This window comes from Fluctibacter halophilus (assembly GCF_020687825.1).
GTDB lineage: Bacteria > Pseudomonadota > Gammaproteobacteria > Enterobacterales > Alteromonadaceae > Fluctibacter > Fluctibacter halophilus.
The window spans coordinates 1065151-1086607 of sequence record NZ_JAJEWP010000001.1 but is presented as its reverse complement, the minus strand read 5'-3'; the positions used below and the strand labels follow the sequence as shown (position 1 = coordinate 1086607).

18 protein-coding genes are annotated in these 21457 nt (G+C 51.5%); 8 read left to right on the top strand and 10 right to left on the bottom strand.

Translation table 11 applies throughout. The features are described from left to right. Nucleotides 1–150: 150 nt before the first annotated feature. The 5 genes from ubiG to yfaE all read left to right on the top strand — a co-directional run bounded on the left by ubiG (nucleotide 151) and on the right by yfaE (nucleotide 5721). On the top strand, nucleotides 151–879 hold the full coding sequence (gene ubiG / locus LJ739_RS05025; protein ID WP_229157616.1) for a bifunctional 2-polyprenyl-6-hydroxyphenol methylase/3-demethylubiquinol 3-O-methyltransferase UbiG: 729 nt from the start codon (nucleotides 151–153) through the stop codon (nucleotides 877–879). Then, nucleotides 876–1544, top strand: a complete 669-nt coding sequence (locus LJ739_RS05020) for an HAD family hydrolase (protein ID WP_229157614.1) — start codon at nucleotides 876–878, stop codon at nucleotides 1542–1544. The genes ubiG and LJ739_RS05020 overlap by 4 nt, the downstream gene beginning before the upstream one ends. A gap of 375 nt (nucleotides 1545–1919) precedes the next feature. Next, a complete protein-coding gene (gene nrdA, locus LJ739_RS05015) occupies nucleotides 1920–4241 on the top strand; it encodes a class 1a ribonucleoside-diphosphate reductase subunit alpha (protein WP_229157612.1) in 2322 nt (773 codons plus the stop codon). A gap of 62 nt (nucleotides 4242–4303) precedes the next feature. Next, nucleotides 4304–5437: a class Ia ribonucleoside-diphosphate reductase subunit beta gene (nrdB, locus tag LJ739_RS05010; protein WP_229157610.1), complete on the top strand. Its 1134-nt coding sequence runs from the start codon at nucleotides 4304–4306 to the stop codon at nucleotides 5435–5437. 11 nt (nucleotides 5438–5448) lie between these two features. Further along, a complete protein-coding gene (gene yfaE, locus LJ739_RS05005) occupies nucleotides 5449–5721 on the top strand; it encodes a class I ribonucleotide reductase maintenance protein YfaE (RefSeq protein WP_229157608.1) in 273 nt (90 codons plus the stop codon). A 1224-nt stretch (nucleotides 5722–6945) separates the two neighbouring features. On the opposite strand, the gene LJ739_RS05000 is transcribed toward yfaE, so the two are convergent. Beyond that, nucleotides 6946–8232, bottom strand: coding sequence for an HAD family hydrolase (locus LJ739_RS05000; RefSeq protein WP_229157606.1), 1287 nt, complete (start codon nucleotides 8230–8232; stop codon nucleotides 6946–6948). Between the two features lie 588 nt (nucleotides 8233–8820). Here LJ739_RS05000 and LJ739_RS04995 point away from each other — a divergent pair. Both LJ739_RS04995 and LJ739_RS04990 read left to right on the top strand, forming a co-directional pair. Continuing rightward, nucleotides 8821–10677, top strand: a complete 1857-nt coding sequence (locus tag LJ739_RS04995) for a sensor domain-containing diguanylate cyclase (protein WP_229157604.1) — start codon at nucleotides 8821–8823, stop codon at nucleotides 10675–10677. Between the two features lie 57 nt (nucleotides 10678–10734). Then, nucleotides 10735–12363 (top strand): methyl-accepting chemotaxis protein, encoded by a 1629-nt coding sequence (locus tag LJ739_RS04990; protein WP_229157602.1) that lies wholly within the window; start codon nucleotides 10735–10737, stop codon nucleotides 12361–12363. A gap of 110 nt (nucleotides 12364–12473) precedes the next feature. Here the strand turns inward: LJ739_RS04990 and LJ739_RS04985 are convergent, their stop codons facing one another. The 3 genes from LJ739_RS04985 to LJ739_RS04975 all read right to left on the bottom strand — a co-directional run bounded on the left by LJ739_RS04985 (nucleotide 12474) and on the right by LJ739_RS04975 (nucleotide 15541). Next, nucleotides 12474–12716, bottom strand: a complete 243-nt coding sequence (locus tag LJ739_RS04985; protein ID WP_229157599.1) for a hypothetical protein — start codon at nucleotides 12714–12716, stop codon at nucleotides 12474–12476. Between the two features lie 81 nt (nucleotides 12717–12797). Then, entirely contained in the window at nucleotides 12798–13337 is a 540-nt protein-coding gene (locus LJ739_RS04980) for a hypothetical protein (RefSeq protein ID WP_229157597.1), read from the bottom strand. 110 nt (nucleotides 13338–13447) lie between these two features. Further along, complete coding sequence (locus tag LJ739_RS04975) at nucleotides 13448–15541, bottom strand: TonB-dependent receptor (RefSeq protein WP_229157595.1); 2094 nt, start codon at nucleotides 15539–15541, stop codon at nucleotides 13448–13450. 318 nt (nucleotides 15542–15859) lie between these two features. On the opposite strand from LJ739_RS04975, the gene LJ739_RS04970 reads away from it, so the two are divergent. Beyond that, on the top strand, nucleotides 15860–16357 hold the full coding sequence (locus tag LJ739_RS04970; protein ID WP_229157593.1) for a DUF2165 domain-containing protein: 498 nt from the start codon (nucleotides 15860–15862) through the stop codon (nucleotides 16355–16357). Between the two features lie 14 nt (nucleotides 16358–16371). Here the strand turns inward: LJ739_RS04970 and LJ739_RS04965 are convergent, their stop codons facing one another. Genes LJ739_RS04965 through LJ739_RS04940 form a run of 6 tightly spaced genes read right to left on the bottom strand, consistent with a single transcriptional unit; the run spans nucleotide 16372 to nucleotide 21445 of the window. After that, nucleotides 16372–17673 carry a Ni/Fe hydrogenase subunit alpha gene (locus tag LJ739_RS04965; RefSeq protein ID WP_229157591.1) on the bottom strand — a complete coding sequence of 434 codons (1302 nt, stop codon included), beginning with the start codon at nucleotides 17671–17673 and terminating at the stop codon, nucleotides 16372–16374. Further along, complete coding sequence (locus LJ739_RS04960) at nucleotides 17670–18458, bottom strand: NADH-quinone oxidoreductase subunit B family protein (protein WP_229157589.1); 789 nt, start codon at nucleotides 18456–18458, stop codon at nucleotides 17670–17672. The genes LJ739_RS04965 and LJ739_RS04960 overlap by 4 nt, the downstream gene beginning before the upstream one ends. A 1-nt stretch (nucleotide 18459) precedes the next feature. Beyond that, nucleotides 18460–19278 (bottom strand): FAD/NAD(P)-binding protein, encoded by an 819-nt coding sequence (locus tag LJ739_RS04955; protein ID WP_229157587.1) that lies wholly within the window; start codon nucleotides 19276–19278, stop codon nucleotides 18460–18462. Beyond that, nucleotides 19271–20368 carry a 4Fe-4S dicluster domain-containing protein gene (locus tag LJ739_RS04950; RefSeq protein ID WP_229157586.1) on the bottom strand — a complete coding sequence of 366 codons (1098 nt, stop codon included), beginning with the start codon at nucleotides 20366–20368 and terminating at the stop codon, nucleotides 19271–19273. The genes LJ739_RS04955 and LJ739_RS04950 overlap by 8 nt, the downstream gene beginning before the upstream one ends. Next, nucleotides 20361–21110: a hydrogenase nickel incorporation protein HypB gene (gene hypB, locus LJ739_RS04945; RefSeq protein ID WP_229157584.1), complete on the bottom strand. Its 750-nt coding sequence runs from the start codon at nucleotides 21108–21110 to the stop codon at nucleotides 20361–20363. Before hypB ends, LJ739_RS04950 begins: the two co-directional genes overlap by 8 nt. Further along, nucleotides 21110–21445, bottom strand: a complete 336-nt coding sequence (locus LJ739_RS04940) for a hydrogenase maturation nickel metallochaperone HypA/HybF (RefSeq protein WP_229157582.1) — start codon at nucleotides 21443–21445, stop codon at nucleotides 21110–21112. The genes hypB and LJ739_RS04940 overlap by 1 nt, the downstream gene beginning before the upstream one ends. Nucleotides 21446–21457 lie beyond the last annotated feature (12 nt).

Sequence of the window (21457 nt, the reverse complement as noted above, 5' to 3'; positions counted from 1 at the left end):
CGATTCTACCACCGGCAATTACAAATTTATAGCGCCTGTCGCTCATATCCTGCGCAATCAGACCGCATAACGGCTCATTTATAAACACAGGTATCTGGTCAGCACATAAATAGGCTGGTTATAATGCCCGGCAGATAAAAAGGAGTGCCCATGACCAGCCCTGTTGAATCCCCTGCCGTGAACGTCGACCCCCAAGAAATTGCCAAGTTTTCCGAACTGGCCAGCCGTTGGTGGGATCCGGCCGGAGAATTCAAACCCCTGCACGACATCAATCCGCTGCGGGTCGATTTTATCGAACAGCACAGCAGCGGCCTGCACGGTAAAAACGTGCTGGATGTTGGTTGTGGTGGCGGCATTCTCAGTGAAGCCATGGCCCGTCGCGGCGCGAACGTGACCGGCATCGATCTGGCCGATGCATCGCTGGAAGTGGCCCGCTTGCACACCCTGGAGTCTGGTGTGAAGGTGGACTATCAGGCCATCGCCGTGGAAGCCCTCGCCGAACAGCAACCCGGCCAGTTTGATGTGGTGACCTGCCTGGAAATGCTTGAGCACGTGCCAGACCCCGCTTCGGTGGTCAGGGCCTGTGCCACGCTGGTAAAACCCGGCGGTCAGGTGTTCTTCTCAACCTTAAACCGCAACGTCAAATCGTATCTGATGGCGATTGTGGGCGCCGAGTATGTACTCGGCTGGGTACCCAAAGGCACCCATCAACATGACAAATTCATCAAGCCGGCTGAGCTGATGCGCTGGATGGATGACACCGACCTGGTGTCCCGCCACGCCACCGGCCTGCATTACAACCCACTGACCCAGGGTTATTTTCTGTCGGACAAGAACCTCGACGTCAATTACCTGCTGCACGCCGAGCGCCTGGCATGAGTCAAGCCAATAAAGTAGAGGGTGTGCTGTTTGATCTGGACGGCACATTGCTCGACACCGCCGACGATCTGGGAGCAGCCCTCAACCATGTACTGGCACAGCACCAACGTCCGTTAACCGAGGCCCGTCAATACCGCCCGGTGGCCTCCGACGGGGCACTGGGGTTACTTAAAATGGGTTTTGGCAACGCATTGCCACAAGACACGGCGCCATTGCGCCAGGCCCTGCTGGATCATTATGCTGCCAATATTGCTCGCCATACCCGCTTGTTTGACGGTATGTCACAGGTACTGGCCCATCTGGATGCGCAGCAGATCCCGTGGGGGATCATCACTAACAAACCGGCGTTTCTGACCGACGCGCTGGTCCCGCAGTTTGACGAACTGTCCACTGCCCGGGTGGTATTAAGTGGTGACAGCCTGGCGCAACGTAAACCGGATCCGATGCCTTTATTACATGCCGCTGAAGTGATGAACATTGCGCCTGCTGCAACACTGTATGTGGGGGATGCGCCGCGGGACATTGAAGCCACACACCGGGCCGGTATGATCAGCGTGGCCGCCGCGTACGGATTTTTGCACGATCCGACGGATGCGCACCAATGGGGTGCACACCATGTGATCGATCGGGCAGACGCCCTGCTCGCCCTACTCCCATCGATTTAACACAACATCTAGTGCCATTTGCATTTTAATAACACTATATTTCGTGCTTTTATAACTTCGCACCTTTTAAAACGAAAAAAGTTTAAGGCCAAAAAAGGCCAATGTTTTTTCTTGCAATCAGCGATCTTTGATACTGAAAGCCCCTGTTAGGTGAGGAGCCACTAACCGACCACATGGTCAGGTTCCAAGTGCCCAATAAACCACCAGATATTGGGTTGATTTAAAAGAAAAACCTCACTATCTTGTGTTCATCGAGCAACGCCAACACAAGCCACGGAAGCTGTCACCGGGATGACTTGGTTTTGCCGGGATGAAAGGCGGATAGTCCCCTTTCAGTACTGCGCTAACACATAAAAAAAAAACGGCATACTCTTCATGAACAACAATCTACTCGTGACCAAACGCTCCGGTGAGCGGGAACCCATCGATCTGGACAAAATCCACAAAGTCATTACCTGGGCGGCCAAAGGCCTGAAAAACGTCTCGGTATCTCAGGTTGAGATCAAGGCGCACATCCAGTTTTATGACGGGATCAAAACCTCGGAAATTCACGAAACGCTGATCAAATCGGCAGCGGATCTGATCTCCACCGACAGTCCGGATTACCAGTATCTGGCGGCCCGTCTGGCGATCTTCCACCTGCGTAAGCGCGCCTACAACCAGTTTGAGCCGCCCGCGCTGTTTGATCATGTGAGCAAAATGGTCGAGATGCAGAAATACGACCATCACTTGCTGGAAGATTACACCCAGTCCGAATTCGAACAAATGGATTCGTACCTGGATCACTGGCGCGACATGAATTTCAGCTACGCAGCGGTAAAACAGCTGGAAGGCAAATACCTGGTGCAGAACCGTGTCACCGGTGAAGTGTATGAGTCAGCCCAGTTCCTGTATATCCTGGTCGCTGCCTGCCTGTTTGCCAACTACCCGAAAGAAACGCGTATGGATTACATCAAGCGTTTCTACGATGCCGTTTCTACCTTTAAGTTGTCGTTGCCGACACCGATCATGTCCGGCGTGCGTACCCCAACCCGTCAGTTCAGCTCCTGCGTACTGATCGAAACCGGTGACAGCCTGGATTCTATCAATGCCACTGCCAGTGCGATCGTGAAATACGTCAGCCAGCGCGCCGGTATCGGTGTGAATGCCGGCCGCATTCGTGCACTGGGTAGTCCGATCCGCGGTGGAGAAGCGTTCCACACCGGTTGTATCCCGTTTTACAAGTATTTCCAGACTGCCGTGAAAAGCTGCTCTCAGGGCGGTGTTCGTGGCGGCGCAGCCACCCTGTTCTACCCCTTGTGGCACCTGGAAGTCGAATCCCTGTTGGTATTGAAGAACAACCGCGGTGTTGAAGAGAACCGCGTTCGTCACCTGGATTACGGTGTGCAGTTCAACAAACTGATGTACCAGCGCCTGATCAAAGACGAAAACATTACCCTGTTCAGCCCCTCTGACGTGCCGGGACTGTACGATGCGTTCTTCGCCGATCAGGAGAAGTTTGAAGAGCTGTATGTCAAATACGAGCAAGACGACAGCATTCGCAAGAAAACCCTGCGTGCCATCGACCTGTTCAGCCTGTTCATGCAGGAGCGCGCCAGTACCGGCCGTATCTACCTGCAGAACGTCGATCACTGTAATACACACAGCCCGTTCGACCCGAAAGTGGCGCCGGTACGCCAGAGCAACCTGTGTCTGGAAATCGCCCTGCCCACCAAGCCGCTGGAGCAGGTGGATGACGAAAACGGTGAAATTGCCCTGTGTACCCTGTCGGCCTTTAACCTCGGCGCGATTGAAAACCTGGATGAATTCGAAGAGCTGTCTGAACTTGCCGTGCGCGCGTTGGACAGCCTGCTGGATTACCAGGACTACCCGGTACCGGCGGCGTACAACGCCACCATGGGTCGTCGTACCCTGGGTGTGGGCGTGATCAACTGTGCCTACTACCTGGCCAAGAACGGCGTTAAATACTCCGATGGCAGTGCCAATGGCCTGATCCACCGCACGTTTGAAGCGATGCAGTATTACCTGCTAAAAGCCTCTAACGAGTTGGCCAAAGAGAAAGGTGCATGTCCGAAGTTTAACGAGACTACCTACTCTCAGGGCATCATGCCCATCGACTCGTACAAAAAAGATCTCGACGCCATCTGCAACGAGCCGCTGCAATACGACTGGGACAGCCTGCGTGCCTCCATCAAGGAGCACGGTTTGCGTAACTCCACGTTGTCTGCACTGATGCCGTCAGAAACGTCCTCACAGATCTCCAATGCCACCAATGGCATTGAGCCGCCTCGTGGCCACATCAGTATCAAGTCGAGTAAAGACGGCGTGCTGAAACAGGTGGTACCGGAGTACGAGCGCCTGAAAGAACAATACGAGCTGCTGTGGGATATCCCGTCCAACGACGGTTACCTGCAACTGGTGGCGATCATGCAAAAATTCATCGATCAGACCATCTCAGCCAACACCAACTACGATCCGAGCAAGTACGACGGCGGCAAGGTGCCGATGAAGCTCTTGCTCAAAGACCTGTTGACCGCCTACAAACTGGGTGTGAAGACCATGTACTATCACAATACCCGTGACGGCAACAAAGACGAAAGCACCCAGGCCGTGAAGCGCGCCGAATCCAAGCCCCTGGCACAAGAAGCCGTGGTCGAGGAAGATGACGATTGCGCCGGCGGTGCGTGCAAAATCTAAGCGTATGCCGGCAAGCTTCCTTGCCGGCGTTTTTTATTGCGTTGACGTAGATACCCATACCCATGAAATACACCACGTTTAATCAACAAGCGACTAACCCGTTGGCCGAACCCATGTTCTTCGGTAATCCGGTGAACGTAGCCCGTTACGACCAACAGAAACACGACATTTTTGAGCGTCTGATCGAAAAGCAAATCAGCTTTTTCTGGCGCCCGGAAGAAGTGGATGTGAGCAAGGACCGCCTGGACTTCCAGGCCCTGAGTGACTCTGAAAAACACATTTTCATTTCCAACCTGAAGTACCAGACCCTGCTCGACTCGGTCCAGGGCCGCAGCCCCAACATTGCGTTCCTGCCTATCGTGTCACTGCCGGAGCTGGAAACCTGGATTGAGACCTGGTCATTCTTTGAGACCATTCACTCCCGCTCCTACACCCACATTCTGCGTAACCTGTTTACCGATCCAAGCCCGGTGTTTGACGACATTGTGGTCAACAAACAGATCAAAGAGCGGGCCGGTGATATCAGCCGTTATTACGATGAGCTGATTTTCCTGACCCAGCTGTGGCAGACCCAGGGCGAAGGTGCCCACACGGTCGATGGTCACACCTACATCGTTAACCAGCGTGAGCTAAAGAAAAAGCTCTATCTGTGCATGAACTCGGTGAACGCGCTGGAAGCGATCCGTTTCTACGTATCGTTTGCCTGTACCTTCGCGTTTGCCGAGCGCAAGCTGATGGAAGGCAACTCCAAGATCATCCGCCTGATCGCCCGCGACGAGAACCTGCACCTCAGCTCCACCCAGCACATCCTGAACCTGTGGGCCCGCGGCAAGGACGATCCGGAAATGGCCGAGATTGCCGAAGAGTTGCGTGACGAAGCCACCCAAATCTTCATGACCGCCGTAGAGCAGGAAAAGCAATGGGCAGCATACCTGTTTGAACAGGGTTCGATGATCGGCCTGAACCGCGACATCCTGTGTCAGTATGTCGAGTACATCGCCAACCAGCGCATGGCGGCGATTGGTCTTGAGCCGGCCTTTGATGTGAACGAGAACCCCCTGCCGTGGATGAACAGTTACCTGAACTCCGACAACGTGCAGGTAGCACCACAGGAATCTGAAATCAGCTCTTACCTGGTCGGTCAGATTGACTCTGAAGTCAGCGCCAATGACTTTGGCGACTTTGACGACCTGTAAGCCATAACAGCATGTCAGGGGATGACAACCGGATCATGATTGAGGTGATTGATCATGATCCGGTGCCCAGTCTGGACGACAAAACGGTGCTGGAAAGCCTCGAAGCGGCCGGCATCAACCTGCAATACCATTGCCGCGACGGCTTCTGCGGCGCCTGCCGCACCAAACTCCTCGACGGCGACGTCGACTACACCACCGATCCCCTCGCCTTCATCGACGACGACGAAATCCTGCCCTGCTGCTGCAAGGCAAAAACCAGCTTAAAGCTGAAGGCTGGGTTGTAGGTGCTCATTGACTGGGTGTAGTTTCCCAGCAATGAGCGCAAGGTGAGTTCAGCTGTCTGACTACGCTTACAAGTAACTACAAATTTCATCTGGCCCTGCGATTAGCGCAAGGGTAAGCCGCGGTGAGCAAAGCGAGAGAGCCGTAATAGGTAATTACGGCGAAAGCGGCGCACGACACATCGTGGACGATGTGGCTGGAACCAAGCCACAGGGATGTGTTGTTACTGCACCAGATTCAGGGCTCCGGTCTTCGAAGAAGACGGCGAGCAATAGGTAATTGCTCGGCGAGGAACGAACGACGGCACAGGAAGTGCCGGCTGGGCGAAACACCATGGACGGGTTCAACTCAGATTTTCAGGCCGATTACAGTAAAAGATAAAACCTTTACCGGTTAGCAAAGCGAGAGAGCCGTAATAGGTAATTACGGCGAAAGCGGCGCACGACACATCGTGGGTAAGAGACGTCCCGAAATGGCGAGGGCGCGCAGCCATTTCAGTCTCGCACGCCCGACCAACGGACGGTCGGGCTGGGTGCGTTACCAGGGATGGGTTCAGTGTGTGTTTCTGCTGATACATAGAAGAAATGCCACTTATGTCCTGTAAATGGCTGGAACCAAGCCACAGGGATGTGTTGTTACTACACCAGATTAAGGGCTCCGGTCTTCGAAGAAGACGACGAGCAATAGGTAATTGCTCGGCGAGGAACGAACGACGGCACAGGAAGTGCCGGCTGGTCGAAACACCATGGACGGGTTTAACTCACATTTTCAGGCCGAATACAGTAAAAGATAAAACCTTTACCGGTGAGCAAAGCGAAAGAGCCGTAATAGGTAATTACGGCGAACGCGGCGCACGACACATCGTGGGTAAGAGACGTCCCGAAATGGTGAGGGCGAGCAGCCATTTCAGTCTCGCACGCCCGACCAACGGACGGTCGAGTTGAGTGCCGATCATTATGGACGTGTTTGCACTGTAGCGTTCAAACCGACTAACTATTTATCCAGCAATGACAACAAAGTGAGTCAGACTGTCTGGACTAGAAATAAGAAACCTAGTATTCAGATGTTTAACGCGAGCTACGTGCCAGTAGTGGACGCTGGTTAACGCAAAAGTGAATGGCAGACTATTAACGCCTTGCTAAGCGGCGAAAAACAGTTGGCAATAATTAGCGAGGAACGAGAAAAAGCCAACTGTTTTGTCCGTTTTAGCAACTTGTTAACTTTCATTATTTTAGGTATTTGGTTCTCTCGCCTTCGAGTTTTCTCCAATACTTCCACATATCATATTCCAATTGAATATCCTTAGGTATTCCGGCTCCTACAGACAAAATTGTCTTAATAGCATCAACAGCGTTTATTTCTGAACTAGTATCTGGGGAAGATATAGAACCTGTAATGACCTTAACCACATTACCTTTTACTAAAGAAATAGATTTTTCTTGCATGATAGCAATGCTCTCACGCCAGTGCTGCTTTAGCTTTTTGTAGTAATCTGATTCGTTAGTCCCTTGTGTTTCATCCAGAGAAGTTAAACTTCTTTTAAATTTATAATTACTTCTCAATTTAAAAAGATTTTCATATGTTAAGCTTCCTAACTTCCCATGTATTGAAAACCCTTCTTTCCCTATTGATTTAGATACACGTCTAGCGGCATTTTCAAATTTTCCATTGCTAGGCACATGAATATCACTCAATATACAACCAGACCCAAAAGAGTTAGCAAAGGATAAATGATGATAATGTCTTAATGGCTTCATCAAATTAATCCTATATTCTTCTGGGCTGATAATGAATTTTTCACCCACAAGCTCTAACTGCTTTTCTCGATTCTGAAGAAGCGACCTCGACAACCTTCCATCATTATTGCTCTCATTAATATAACTGAGCTTTTCCAAAACTCTTTTATCTATTTCGTATACTGGATTGTTAATTAACTGATCTGCAACTCGAAAACCGAAATCAAATTTGTATGTGGGTTCTTCTGTTCTTAATTTGCAACTGGAAAGAGCCTCAAAAACCTTATCCAAATTTATTTTATTTTCAAGGCGGTTATATTTTATGAATTTCTCACGATAAATACTGGCATCACGTATTTTAGTCAGCTCATTTACATGATTGTCTTGACAAACTATATTTGGATGGGCGTGGACATTTCGTGATTCAGCACCTTGACTACCTCCTATCCATAGAAGAAATTGATGCTCCCATGCAGATTTACTATCAAGTTTTTCACCCTCTGTTTCATCAGTAGCAATTACAAATAGATCTGATATGCATTTGAAGAAAAAATCACTTTCTGAATTATTCCCAACTCGATTTTCAATTAACTTTTGAAATCCTGGATTGTCAAAAATATAACCTCTTGGCATAACTAATCGTTTTTGCGTTAATAGTGCAAGCTTGAGATTAAACTCTAACACATCCCTATAATTTTCAGGCTCTCCACACCATTGCCAAGGTCGTCCATCTGGATCAGCATAACCTGGAAAAAATTCTCTATTTAAACTATCCATATTACCCAAACTCCTTGAACGTTAACAATTTAATAGTGCCCAATTTTCACGCTTTTCTACCGCAAGCTTGCGCGTTTATGTCCTCTGACCATTGATATCGGGTTTCTGTAACGCTTGCCAGTGCTGAGATACAACAAGCATTGCAGATGACGCCCAGAACGAAAACGACCTGTTTGTTCGTTTTCCTGAATATTGGAGCGATGTCAGTTTCAACGTAAGAGAAAAGCCACTTTAGATCGCATGTGATAATGTCCTTATTTTCGGATAATGTTATGAAGCAACAAATTACATCCAGGGTAAATTTTTAACACGTTACTCCCGCTACATCAATAACACAGATCTCAGACATCAACCGAAGGCGTGAGCCCCAAAACCTCTTCTGCGAAAACAAACCTAACCTCCTTAACTCAATAATCTTCCATTGATTCATATACTTGGAACTTGAAAAGTTAGACTCATGGTCTAGCCTTTAAAGTTCAGGGTATTGTCCTATCCCAACAGTGCGAGGCTTGAGAATAGATTTCCAAGGCTTGAAGGTACTTAATTGGGCGGTTAAGACGTTGTCATTATTTGGCCAGGATTGTTTATATGGTAAAGCTCAGTGCAAAGACCGACACACAACATGAGTATGAACAACAAAGATTACATGCCCTCAACGAAACAGGGATTTTGGACTCCCCACCTGAACAAGAATTCGATGCCGTTACCGACGCGCTTGCCAAAGCCATAAACGTTCCTATCTGCCTGGTGTCAATCGTCGATGAAAAGAGACAATGGTTTAAGAGTCGCAAGGGGCTCGACGTTTGTGAGACCGATCGTGACATTTCTTTTTGTACCCACGCACTGAATGAAAGTTCGGATTTGCTTGTTGTCAACGATGCGCTGAGCGATCCCCGCTTTAAAGACGGTCCGTTGGTCCTCGGTCCTCCACACATACGCGCCTATGCAGGTAAGGTGCTGCGATCTGCAGATAAGTACCCTCTCGGTACTCTCTGTGTCATCGATACCAAAACGCGTGTATTTACAGACAACGAACTGGCATTAATCTCGCTGTTTGCTGAGCTAGTTGAACAGCGTATTTTCCTGCGTCAACACCGCTTAAAGGGGGATCGCTGGCTTAGTTATTTGGACGATGTTTACAGTGATGATCCCATGTCGTTTTCAGCGTTCAAACGCAGGCTCGAGCAAGGCATTCAGTCAGACCAGATTAAATCCATCATTGTCGGCTCTATTGATTTACCCAAAATTAAGACGGTTGCACGCAATTTTGGGCAAGATGTGGCGAATGAGTGCCTTGCTGAAATAAAACGCAGACTTACGATGACACTAGCAACCAAAGAGCACCTGATTGCTCGCTGTGACGTCAATAAGTATGTTTTTGCAGTGATAAGTGATGCTTCAAAACACAACCTATTCCGGTTAAGTGAGGATATTGAAGAAAACATTGGCACCCGCATACAGACTGGCTCAAGCACGGTGTTCACGCCAATTAAAATCGGCCTTACTAGCTCAGAAATGAACCAATGCGATGACAAGATACTTGATGATTTGGTGGAAAACTCCCGTATTGCATTGGACTTGATCGTGGAAAATGAACCGGGAGTGCATTTTTCACTTTTTACTGACAAGATGAGACCGCTACATGAGCGTATGTCACACATTGTCAATAAACTACCGAACGCACTCCAGCGGGATCTGATTCAAGTTCATTATCAACCCAAAGTCAGACTTGATGACTACCGTATAGTCGGAGCCGAAGCGCTTATTCGCTGGTTTGACGACAAGATTGGCTATATTTCTCCACTGGAAATACTCGATGCAGCAAGCTCATTGGAGTTGACAAAAAAACTGGACATGTACGTGATTGAGAAAGTCGCCGCCCAGTACCACCGTTGGCTTGAGAAACAGATAGAAGCCCCCAAGCTGAGCCTCAATATCACCGAAACCACCTTACTGGCACCGCAAACCGTTGAACAAGTTGCCAGTATCCTTGGCCAATATGAAGAGAGAATGATTCTTGAGTTTGAGATCCTCGAAGATTCCTTTCTTGAAGACTGTGACTTTGTTATCAAACGCATGGAAGCACTGGCCAGATTGGGCATTCACTTTTCTCTGGATGATTTCGGCACTGGATACTCTTCCCTAGCGCAACTAACCAAAATCCCGATCAAAACACTTAAAATCGACAAATCCTTTATCCGCAACATGATAGGAGACGTCAGGCAAAGTGTGCTTGCCCACCACATCATCCAAGTAGGTCACTCACAAGGACTCGAAGTGGTCGCCGAGGGCGTCGAAACCTATATTGAACAAGTGGTGCTGAAGTCCTTTGGTTGCGATGTGGTACAAGGCTACTACTTCGCCAAACCTCTACCCCATCACGAACTTGAGGCGCTGTTACTCAAGAACGACGGGTATGTGTGTCCAAATGAAGAAAAAAACTAAATGTCACTTGGCTGACATTTTTTACACAATAACCGTTCCATCACATGAAACAGTACAATGCTTAAACTTCACTTATCGTTAAAACAACAAAGCACTCTGACCGCAGCCATCGCATGTGCAGCACCTGTGATCATTTTAATCATCAGTATTTACCGCATGGATGCGATGGCAGACAAACTGAAAATAGTCAAAGATCGAGCAATGCCTAAAATGGAACGTGTCAGTCAACTGCAATCACTCGGCGCTGAACTTCCCAACACGGTCCGCGCATTATTACTCAGTACTTCGACACAAAGGACCAACAAACTGTCAGATACTCTGGGCAGTGTACAAAAGGCATTGAATAGTAATATGGATATCCTCTCTGGCTTGCTCATTGACGAGGAACAACAAAAATACCGCGAGGTTAAACAACACTGGCAAAGCATTGAGTCTGATATCAAACAATTTAAAACGTTGTATGACAGCAAAGACATCAATGCTGCTCGACAATTTTTACTAAAGGAATTAGAGCCAAAGTTTGAAAGCTTTCAGCGCTCGCTTGGCGAGATATCAGCACAGACAGCTCAGCGCTCCAATGGATTTGTCATGGAAGCAGTGTCCAATTATGAAACAGCACGGGCCAGTACTCTGCTTATTGCGGTTGTATTTATCGTTGCAGTGTCTTTCCTCAGTTACCTGATGTCAAAGCGCCTGAATGCCGGTATAAAAGAGCTGCTATCGTTTACTGCACCACTAAGCGACGGGGATTTAACCAGTCGCATCAGTACCAATACGGATGATGAGTTTGGCCAGATTGCCACGGGTATCAATGCAGCCCTTGCTAAACTGGAACAGCTTTTAGCCAATGTCTATCGCTCCATCGATCAATTAACGACCATGTCAATCAAATTACAGGACCTTTCTTCAAACACAAACGAGGCGGTTACTGAGCAAAAGGCTGGTATTGAACAAGTCGCTACCGCCATGACGGAAATGAATGCATCCTTTAGTGAAGTGGCGAAAACCACCCAGGATACAGCAGATAAATCAAATCTGGCCGCACATGAGTCAGATGAAGGCAAAGAAATGCTACAAACCACAATTGCCTCAATCGAGCAATTGGTTAGTAGCGTTAAAAGTGCCAATGACAGAATAAACACCGTGGAAGAGGAAGCGAAAAACATTGATCATGTGCTCAATGTGATACGCAATGTGGCGGAACAAACTAATCTGCTAGCCCTAAACGCAGCCATTGAAGCTGCGCGAGCTGGAGAAGCGGGTCGAGGCTTTGCTGTCGTAGCTGATGAAGTCAGAACACTCGCTCAGCGCACACACACATCGGCGGTTGAGATACAAACCATGACCGAGACACTCAGCAACCTTATCGTCGAAGCAGGAAAAGAATCAGATATTAGCTTTGAACAAGCACAAAACGCCGTAGAAAAGGCCACCAGTACCGAAGATAAGCTGGAGAAGATCCTTGAAATCATTGCCGAGATCAATGATCGCATGGCAAGTATTGCTTCCGCTACAGAGGAGCAACACTCGGTATCCGATGATGTCTCGAAAAATATCAACCAGATTTCAGAGTATGCCAACAAATCCCTTGAAGTATCTGAAAACAGCTCAGAAGAAAGCCAGAGCCTGGCCCGACTCGCAGAAGAGCTGCGTCAGGAAATTCAGACATTAAAATTCAGCAGCTAGGTGCAGAAAGTCAAATAAGCTCGAAAGTTTGCCTGTAAGTACAAAAGAGCACTACGTTTGGGGACAACTGACGTACGTTTGTACCTATATGGCTCTATGGCACCAAGGTGTTATCGTTCACCACTATCGCGAACGCGACGCACCCTCGCCTTTTTCAACACATCAATCACTTCGGCATTATTGTTCAGCATCGCCAGTTCGATCAGGTAGTCTTTCTGCAGCGGGTCGAGGGCTTGGTCAGCAATCAGTTCTTTGACCCGCGCGGCTTCGCCATCGACGATGGCTGCCTGCAGGCCTTCCATATTGGCGATGGGGTTGTTCTCAGCATCCCGGGTGGCATCAGATTTGGTCATAAAACCTCCGTATGTTGAATTGCACACTCAGGGTAGATCTCCCCCTCACCCTTTTCCACCCTTTCGGGTAAACGGCGCTGCTTATCGCGCCGTGAGATCCGGGTAATGGTCCACCGCAAAGCTGTACACCACTTTGGTCATAAACAGCGCACTGACGAGGAAAACACCCGGAGGGAGTGCCAACACGGTGATCAGTACCAAGCCAACGCACCACAGCAAGGCGCCGCAAAAGCGCTGCCGTTGACTACCGTGCAGCGCATTAACGAGTGCGGCTGCGACCATGGTGTAGCCCCACACCGTCAGTACACCCTGCCATGGCAGTTCAAGCAACCAGGCGATTGCCAACAGGTGTACATGAACGGCAATAAATATCCTGCGGTTTTTGGGCCGGGCGGCATAAAAAGCATTGGTACCGCGGGTGAAATTGGCCACACAGCCGGCCAGCACGTCGGCAATCAGCAGCAAGGCCAGCCACCCTTGCCAGCTTTGCAGCGGTATTGGCATCAGATGGTAGATGACTAGAGTGCCGACAACGGCAAACAACAGCGTCGCCGTGACGTCAAACACGGTTTGCTGTTCGCCAAACACGTCGTGAAAAAACGGATGTACCTTAACGGTCATGATGATGCGTCCCTGTGATGATGTCCTTGTCGCAGACTGTTATACCAGAGCAGACACAAAAAAGCCGCCCGAAGGCGGCTTTTTAAATAACGTCCCTATCGAACCAAGGCTTAGAACTCGCCGACCAGGGTCAGGCGGGCATTGACCGGTGCACCAACGGTAACCTGATGGCTTGAGTGGGCATTCGGGTAATAGTCCTTGTCGAACAGGTTCTCGATGTTTAGCTGTACACGCAGGCTGTCGGAAATGTCGTAATACGCCGACGCATCCACACGGGTGTAGCTGGGCAGAACCTTGGTATTGCCGTTATCAATGAAGCTCTCGTCCTGGTAGGTTGCGCCCAGACCGAAGGCAATGCTGTCACTCAGGTAATACATGCTCCACACCGAGAAGGTGTTTTCAGGCAGTTCACGTGGTGTCTGGCCAGTGGGGCCGCTACGGTCAACGATTTCGCCGTCCAGGTAGCTGTAGTTGGCATTGATCGACCAGTCATCGTTGATAAAGCCTTTGATCTGCATCTCGAAACCGGAGATTTCGGTGTCAATCACATCCAGGGTGGACGGGTCGGCATCGGCCACCTGCGGAGAGCTTTGCTTGTTTTCAAAGGCCGCCGCGGTGAAGCTCATGGCATCGTTGAAATCCCACTTCAGACCGATTTCACGGTTACTGTAGGTGTCAGGGTCCAGTTTGTCCTTGTCACCGTTGATGTCGGTGTACTGTTCACCACTGCGCGGCAGGAATGACTCGCTGTAGCTGGCGTACAGGGAAATGTTTTCCTGTGGTTTGTAGATAAGGCCGGCACGGGGGCTGACTTCTTCATCGCTGCGGCTACGGGTTTCCAGTACATCCGGGTGTGCGTTAAACACATCAATGTCAAAACGGTCGAAGCGTGCGCCAATCACCACGTCCAGGTGCTCAGACAGGCTGATTTCGTCCTGCAGATAGGCGGATGTTACCGTCAGATCCACACGGGTATCGTCGTTCAGATCGGTAAACGCAGTGGTCACCGTGACGCCATCGGCATTGGTGCCGGTAAAACCACGGAAGTCCAGCGGGCGGGTCACAGAGAACCACTCGTTATCATCGTCAGTGGAATCAAACACCGGGTTATAGCGGTTCTGATCTGAATCGGTGCTGATGTATTCACCGCCGAAGATCAGGGTGTGCTCGACACTGCCGGTGGTAAACTCGGCTATCAGGTTACCGGACAGGATGGTATTGTCGCGTACGGTTGTATCGATATACCCGTCCAGTTCCACGGCATTGGCGCTGGCATCGTAGTTACTGGCGTAGAAGTTGGAGTACACCTTGTCATAGTCACCGTACTGGGCGCTGAAGTTACCCTTGATGTTGTCGCTGAAGCGGTGCTGTAATGCTGCGCGGAACACGTGGGCTTCCAGCTCGGTGAAGTTATTCTCAGGGTCACCGAACACGATGTTTTTCAAAACTTCTGCCGGGCGGCCGTCAACGGTGGGGATACCACGGTCGATGAAACGCTCGTGATTGGCGTACTCGTAGGACAGATCCAAAATGGTTTCCGGCGCCAGCACGATACGTGCAGTCGGGTTAAAGCCATAACGCTCACCGTCGAAGAAATCGCGATGATTGTCCAGGCTCTCGACCATGGCATTGATACGCACTGCGGCGTTATCACTGGTAGTGAAATTGGTGTCTACCGAACCGCTGGCACCGCCAAAGGATGTCAGTGACGCCTGATAACCGGTGAACTCCTGGCCAATCGCGGCTTTTTTGGAGACCCGGTTCAGAATACCGCCAGTCCCCCCACGGCCGAACAACAAGGCATTCGGGCCACGCAGGATTTCAACCTGCTCAACGTTGTACAACGAACGGTAGTACTGTACGTCATCGCGGTTGCCATCGATGTAAAAGTCGGCAGTAGAGCGGTTTCCGCGGAACACCACGGCATCACGGTGCCCTTCCCCCTGGGTGGTGTTGACACCGGGCGTGTAGTCGATGATGTCAGCGATGCTGTCCATGCCGCGTGCAGTGATCTGCTCGGCACTGATGATCGACAAACTCTGGGGTACATCGATGATCGGCGTTGGGGTTTTGACCGAGTTAGACTCGTTAATTGACAGGTATTGCCCTTCTACCACCAAACGTTCGATGTTTTCTGCTTGGGCCAGGGTGCTGACATTTGCCATGATCATGGCGGCTGCAATAGAGGTCACTTTAAACTTCAACGCGTTAATCTCCGTGTATGCGATTGTTTTATACAGTGATTTGACGGCCGGGACTGCAGTAAAACTGTGGGTTTATCACTGCTTAGCGGCGTACTTCTTCGTCACTGCCAAATTTGATGGTGCGTATGGTAATACGAATACTTCCTATTTGCACGTCGATTGACACTATTAATGCGAAAAAATATGTTTCGCCTTCATTGACTTGCCACTTACGCCTCGCTGAGCCCACCTGACTTGACGATATCCTTTCCCTTGACTGTACTGATCAACATCGGGTGGCGGCACGCAGGTTCGCCAGTAAACATTGGGAGAACGTCCATGGCGACTCGTATTCTAAAAATTGTCCTGGTGGTCTTTGTCGGGCTGCAGGGTTGGCTGTATGTGGCCGGCAATCTGACCAATTGGGACGCCGGACGGGCGGCGGTAGGTTACGTGCTCAGCATGCAGGAACATGCCGTGTACACAAACCCCATCTTTCCCCCTGTGACTGACCCTACCCTGGTCACGCTGGCTTTTCTGCTGATCATCAGCGGTGAGTTTCTGGTCGGGGTATTGTCGTTTAAGGGCGCCTGGGATCTGTGGCAAGCCCGTCGCAGCAGCGCAAACGATTTTGATCGCGCCAAAACCTTCGCCCTGCTCGGCCCTGGCATGGCGATGGTGGTGTGGTTTGGCGGCTTCGTGGTCATTGGTGGCGCCCTGTTTCAGATGTGGCAAACCCAGATCGGCGACGGCTCGTTCGACGGCGCCTTCATTTACGGCGGGATCAGCGCATTCGTGCTGTTATTTGTGAATATGCCTGAGCGGGAACTTGGCTGAGTATCAGGCATCGCCTAATTGTCGCGTTTGATGCGAAAATCCAGAAAGTGGGTAGAGCATGAAATACAGGGATCGTAGTTGCGGATCACCTGTTCACAAAAATGCTTCAGTTCAAGGTCTGATTTATCCAGCCCGAATGCCATCACCGCCTGTTTCAAATCCTGTTCGATACGGGCCTGATTCTGACTGGTGGGAGGAATGATGGTGCAGTTTGCCACTGTGCCATCGTCTTCTAAGGTGTAATGATGATAGATCAGTCCCCGGGGCGCTTCGGTGGCGAAACAGCAAGTGCCTGCCCGTACCTGATAGTCAACGTTGGCCGGACCTTCAGGACATCCTTCCTTGAGTATGTCACGGGCAGCATTCAACGCCCACACACACTCCAGTGCCCGCGCGCGCAGGCTGTCAAACATGTTCTGACTTGGAAAGTGAAGACCCAACTGCTCGGCCCGCTGACGCACAGACGCTGGCAGACGGTGATAATTCAGGTTGATCCGCGCCAGCGGCCCTACCAGGTAATCTTTACCGTCAAGCAACGAATAGAACGCGGTGGAGTGACTGACCTGATGCTCCTTGAAACGCTGAGGATACTCATCCACCGGCATCGACAACCCGCTGCTGGTGATGATATCGCCACCATTGATGGGATAATCCTCAAGGCCTTGCAGACTCACCGCCACAAAGTCATGACTGAAATCAGGCACCGACTGCTCAGCACACCATTGCAACAGTTGATCGGCTGCGATGATGGCAGCATCTACTTGCACACAGGCATTGTCCCATGCATTTTGCGTCGGCAGTCGACTGAAACCGCCAACCTGCAGTCCTACCGGGTGCACAGAACGTCCACCCAACAGGCGCATTAAGGTGTTACCGGCTTCCTGAATTTGCATGCCACGCTTTAATAAATCGCCATGACTGTCGGCCAGTTGCAAAGCACTGTCGACACCAAACACGTCCGGCATGGCGAGAAAGTGAATGTGCAACGAATGACTTTGCAACCATTCCCCCAGGTTCATCAATTTGCGCAAGCGCACCAGATGGGCCGGCAACTCAACCTCAAACAGCCGCTCAAAGGCCAGGATCGACGTTAACTGATAGGCCATCGGACAGATCCCGCAAATGCGGGCGCTCAAATCCGGCACCTCAACGTAAGACTTGCCCTGCAAAAACCGTTCAAACAACCGTGGCGGCTCAAAGATCTTCAGGTGCAGGGTATCGATACGGTCGCCTTTGGCAGACAACGCCAATGCCCCTTCCCCTTCGACACGGGTAATGAACGGCACCTTGAGGTTTATTTTGCGCCCTTCGCTCATTCGATTTCCTTGACAATCAGTTGCTGCCAGCGCTTGATCTGGGCCTGATGGCTGGGTGTATGGCTGTGAATGCCGGCGAAGCGCTGAACGATTTCCTCGGGCTGCAAGCCAAGGCCGGCAAATCGATTGGCCAGACTGTCGCCATTGGGTTGCTCCGAAGGGCCAAAACAGCCGTAACAGCCGCGCCCGAAGGACGGACATAGCGCTCCGCACCCGGTACGTACCACCGGTCCCATGCAGGGTTCCTGCCGGGTCACCATGACACACACCTGCTGCGCACGTTTGCACGCCATACAGACTTTCTCGGCATCGTCTTTGGGCAACACGCCACGGCTTAACTGCAGGATAAGCTGATCCAACTGGGCCTGGGTCACCGGGCAGCCCCACAGTTCAAAATCCACTTTGACGTGCTCTGCCACTGGCGTTGAGTCGGCCAGTGTATCGATAAAATCCGGTCGCGCGTAAACGGCCCGCTTCCACACATCCACATTGGCCATGTTGCGCAGCGCCTGCACACCGCCACTGGTGGCGCAAGCGCCCATGGTGACAAGATACCGGCAATGGGCTCGGACCTGTTTCAGCCGTTCCAAATCGTCTTTGGTGGTCACACTGCCCTCAACCAGGGCCAGGTCGACCGGCGTGTTCGGATCGTACAGTCCCGCCTCGATAAAGTGCACGAAGGTCACTTTCTCCATCAACGACAATAGCGCCGGCCCCTGGTTCAGAAACGCCAGCTGACAGCCGGAACAAGACGTGAGTTTATGCACCGCCACCGTTAATGCCATGTCAGAACCCCTTTACGCCCAGCCAGGGCTTTACATCAGGATAGCAAAACACCGGCCCATCCCGGCACACGAAATACGGCCCCAGTTGACAGTGGCCACACAGACCCTGCCCACACTGAAAATTGCGTTCCATACTGAGGTAGATATCGCCATCGGCGACCTGGCGCTGCTTTAAATACGGGATGGCCGAAAGCATCATGATTTCAGGCCCGCAGATCATTACCGCACAGTGGGACGGATCAAACTCAGCAAACGCCAATAATTCCGTCACCATGCCGAGGCGCCAGTGATACTTGCGCTTTTGTTCCTCACTGGCCGCTAACAGCACCTGACAATCGCCCATGTCCCGCCAGGCATCATATTTGGCCTGCCAGAGTAAATCCTGATGGTGTTTAACCCCCTGCAGGATCACAATACGCCGGTAGCGGTTGCGATGGGTAACGGCATGATTGATCGCCGCAACCACCGGCGCACAGCCCAAACCGGCGGTGATAAACACCAGGTCGCGACCTTCAAAGCGGGCCAGCGGCCAACCATTACCGAAGGGTCCCCGTAGCCCCAAAGTACTGCCCTCAGGCAAGGCCAGCATCGCATCCGATACCCGCCCGACCCCTCTAACGGTGTGCAGCAGACAATCGTCCTGCCAGCCCATGATCGAAATCGGGATCTCGCCAATACCGGGAATGGCCAGCATGTTGAACTGACCGAACTCAAAGCCAAAGGGTTGATCGCTGTTCAGCTTCAGGTGCAGGGTGTCCAGCCTGTCACCTTCGGCAGTTTTGGCCACAAGCCGCGCGGTCATTGGTACAAAATCAGTCATGACGGCTACCCAGCATCAGGTTTACCTCTTCCACCAGGTCGATGGCCGCCGGGCACCAACTGATACACCGCCCACAACCGACACAACCACTGCGCTGGTACTGATCCTGCCAGGTCGCGAGTTTGTGCAATACCCACTGACGGTAACGCTGACTGACCTCGCCGCGAATGTTTTTGCCGGCGATATGGCCGTGTTGCTCACTGAAGCACGAATCCCATACCCGCACCTGCTGATGTTCGCCACTGACCAAGTCCTGTTCGGCTTCCTGTTTGGAACAAAAGCAGGTCGGGCACACCGACGTGCAGTTACCACAGGCCAGGCAGCGCTCGGCGATGCGCAGCCATTGTTCATCGCTGAGGTGTTCAACCAGGCTTTTCAGTGTGTCGGCGTCGGGCATCTGGCGGGATTGTCGTGCCGCCCGGGCCAATTGCTCCTCGGCGTGGCGCTGTTGCAACGGTGTTGCGCCTTGGGTCGGCAGTGTTGCCAGGATACGATTACCCCGTTCGCCTTTGGCCTGTACCAGGTAGCCGTCGTCCAGTTCATCGAGCAACAGGTCGTAACCATAGGTGGCTTCCGGTCCATCACCGGTCGACACGCAAAAGCAGGTGTCAGCAGCCCGGCTGCAATTAACCGCCACAATACACAACTGGCGCCGCTGCTCGCTGTACCAGGGATCCGGGTGAGGACCATGCATAAAGTGCTGGTCCTGCAAATACAACGCCGCGATATCACAACTGCGCACACCGATAAACGCACGGGGTTTGGCATCAGAAACGGGCGCTTTAAACACAATGCCATCGTCGGTTTCCTGCCCCAGCCACATCACCTGCTGGGGTTTGAACAACCACGGCTTAAAGGATTGTGGCCCGGTGTTCCAATGAAAGGCCCGCTGCTCACTGGCGTTGTCCAGTCGGTATTGCCCCGGTGCTGTAAATTCCTGGCGCCCCCAGGGTAATTGTTCAATGCCGGAAAGGGGCGCAAACACGATGGCGTCCTGCTGCTCCTGCGGGCCGATCACTTCATAGCCTTCATCGACCAGGGCCTGATACAGTTCTCCCAGTGACCCGCGGGGTAAATAAACTTTATCCATGGCTACTGTGCTGCTGTAACCAGGCCTCGACGGCATCAAGCCCCTGGCCGGTTTTGGCCGATACGGTGATAACCGCACAGCCGGGGTTGAGGTGACCGATGTCGTGTTCAATGCGGTCGATATTCACATCGATGTACGGCAGCAAATCGGCTTTATTGATCAGCACCAAATCGCACTGACTGAACATATGCGGGTATTTTTGTGGCTTGTCTTCACCGTCGGTGACCGCCATCATGGCGATGCGCAGGTTCTCACCCAGATCGAACAACGCCGGGCACACCAGGTTGCCGACATTCTCGATAAACAACAAACTGTTGTTCGCCAGGCCTAACGCAGCAACGCCCGAGCGGATCATCTCGGCATCCAGGTGACAACCGGTGCCGGTGTTGATCTGTAAGGCGTTTCCCCCGGCATCAACAATACGCTGGGCATCATTACTGCTTTGTTGATCGCCCTCAAGCACCGCCAGCGGCCGCTTATTTAAACTGCCACGGCGTAACAAGGCTTCCAGTAACGCGGTTTTACCCGCGCCCGGTGTGCCCATCAGGTTGATGCACACGCTGCGATGGGCGTCGAAGTGCGCGCGATTGTCTGCCGCAATGGCATCATTACCGGCCAGCAACGCGTGCTCCAGCTTCAGGGTTGCCGGGTCCCGGGCCAGCGCAACAACCTCTGCACTGGTGTTGGCGCCCGGCGAGACCAGGCGGGCTTTTTCAGACGAACATCCACAATGGGTACACATTATTCAAACTCGATTTCTGTCAGGTTTAATTCATTGCCACTGAGCATGTCAAAACGGTAGCTACCACAATGGCATGCCTGGCCTAACTGTTGTATTTCAACGTCCTGCCCACACACTTTACAACGACCACGTGCCTGCACAGGGGTAATATGCAGTTGCGCAGCGGCTAACCCCGCCTCTTCACGCACTGCATCAAAACAAAACTGTAGTCGCTCAGGATCCACACAAGTCAGGCTTCCTATCGCGACAGTGATCCCAGCGATCCCTCTGTCTTGTGGTGTCTGGTACTGTTTGACGGTATCCAGCAGCGCCTGTACTACCGACAATTCATGCATTATGTCGCCTCA